This window comes from Moorena sp. SIO2C4 (genome assembly GCF_010672485.1).
In the GTDB taxonomy this organism is placed as follows: domain Bacteria; phylum Cyanobacteriota; class Cyanobacteriia; order Cyanobacteriales; family Coleofasciculaceae; genus Moorena; species Moorena producens.
Genome location: NZ_JAAHGN010001461.1, coordinates 1 through 1,387, shown reverse-complemented (window position 1 = coordinate 1,387; position 1,387 = coordinate 1). Strand labels below are relative to the sequence as shown.

Here is a 1,387-nt window from a genome sequence, read left to right as displayed (position 1 = left end):
GATGAGATTGAGCAGGAACTAGGGTTACAAACCTATGGGGTCAACTGGCCGATTGGCATGGGCGATCGTTTTAAAGGAGTTTTTGACCGTCGAGAACAACAAATCCACTTGTTTGAACGCACCGCTTACGGCTCCCGGGAGGCGAAGAATACGGTAGTTAATTTGGGAGACCCCCAGATTGAACAGCTGCTAGAACAAGACTTATATTATCAACTAAAGGAAGAGTTGGAAATTATCGATGGTGTTGGTCCAGAGCTGGATTTAGAGCTGATTCATTCTGGTCAAATGACCCCTGTGTTCTTTGGCAGTGCCATGACTAATTTTGGGGTGCAGCTGTTTCTGGATGCTTTTTTAGACTATGCCATGAAACCAGAAAGTCGGAAATCCACAGTGGGCGAGATTCCTCCCACTTATCCAGACTTTAGTGGGTTTGTGTTCAAGCTGCAAGCGAATATGGACCCCAAGCACCGGGATAGGGTGGCCTTTGTGCGGGTGTGTACGGGTAAGTTTGAAAAGGATATGACTGTCAGCCATGCTCGCACTGGTAAAACCGTCCGTTTGTCAAGACCCCAAAAGCTGTTTGCTCAAGACCGAGAATCCATTGATGTTGCCTATGCCGGGGATGTGATTGGTTTGAATAATCCAGGGGTGTTTGCTATTGGGGATACGATTTACAACGGTAAGAAGTTGGAGTATGAAGGGATTCCTTGCTTTTCCCCAGAGTTGTTTGCTTATTTGAAGAATCCTAATCCCTCTAAGTTTAAGCAGTTCCAGAAAGGGGTGAAGGAGTTGCGGGAAGAAGGGGCTGTGCAAATTATGTATTCCGTTGATGAGTCGAAGCGGGACCCAATTCTGGCAGCAGTGGGACAGTTGCAATTTGAAGTAGTGCAGTTTCGCCTCAGAAATGAGTATGGCGTAGAGACCAGGTTGGATATGTTGCCCTATAGTGTGGCTCGTTGGGTAGCCGGTGGCTGGGAAGCCTTGGAAAAGGCTGGGCGTTTGTTTAATACCGTGACAGTCAAAGATAATTGGGGACGTCCAGTGCTATTGTTTAAGAATCAGTGGAATTTGCAGCAAGTCGCAGAAGACCATCCAGAGTTGGATTTGAATTCTAGCGCTCCTGTGGTGTCTGGTTCTGAACCCAAGTCTACCAAAACATCCGGGAATGTGAGAGCCTCCCTTTTCTAAAGGGAGGATTAAACAGACACGACGGGGTAAACCCCGCAGTGTCTGCGCGCGAATAAGTTATAATAAGTCGTATAGTGCGGCTCGTTTTAGCTAGGAGCCTCTAGAAACTAGAGGGGTATGAGCTAAGGGATTCGCGGGATAACCCCCGAAATCCTAACTATTTCTTGGATGGTGGTGAAAACCCACCCCTTGAGGAGAC

1 protein-coding gene is annotated in these 1,387 nt (G+C 47.5%); it reads left to right on the top strand.

Annotated elements, in window-relative coordinates:
* Positions 1 to 1,188, top strand: a 1,188-nt coding sequence (prfC, locus tag F6K20_RS38585; RefSeq protein ID WP_287298456.1) for a peptide chain release factor 3, incomplete at its 5' end; no start/stop codon positions are given.
* Positions 1,189 to 1,387 lie beyond the last annotated feature (199 nt).